This is a genomic window from Peribacillus muralis (genome assembly GCF_001439925.1).
Taxonomy (GTDB): Bacteria; Bacillota; Bacilli; order Bacillales; family DSM-1321; genus Peribacillus; species Peribacillus muralis.
On sequence record NZ_LMBV01000087.1, the window covers coordinates 1 to 324 of the forward strand.

Consider the following 324-nt stretch of genomic DNA (forward strand, 5'->3'; position numbering starts at 1 on the left):
TGTCTACGTGAGACCCCGCAGGCTGAAAGCCGAGAAGGCTCACGGACCGCCCGCGGAAAGCGAGTGCCTACAGTGGAAAGCAACGGTCTAGTTTATAACCTCAATACTGTGACCAGAGATGTTCTTTCTATCTGCTAAATCTGAGTGGATTGAAACGGAAGGCAACGAGACTCTGGAAAGCTAAGTGCCTGGAGTGCAAAGCAACAGACAATTTTCAAACCCTCTAAAATGGTGGCAGAGATCTTCCTTCTATCTGTTAAATCTGAGTGGATTGAAACGGAAGGCAACGAGACTCCTGCGGGAAATGCGTGTCTACGTGAGACC

General features: G+C 49.1%; 1 protein-coding gene. It reads right to left on the reverse strand.

Annotation, left to right across the window (positions count from 1 at the left end):
* Positions 1 to 134: 134 nt before the first annotated feature.
* Positions 135 to 324: hypothetical protein (locus ASU00_RS26585; protein ID WP_236712835.1), on the reverse strand; the 190-nt coding region annotated here is incomplete at its 5' end.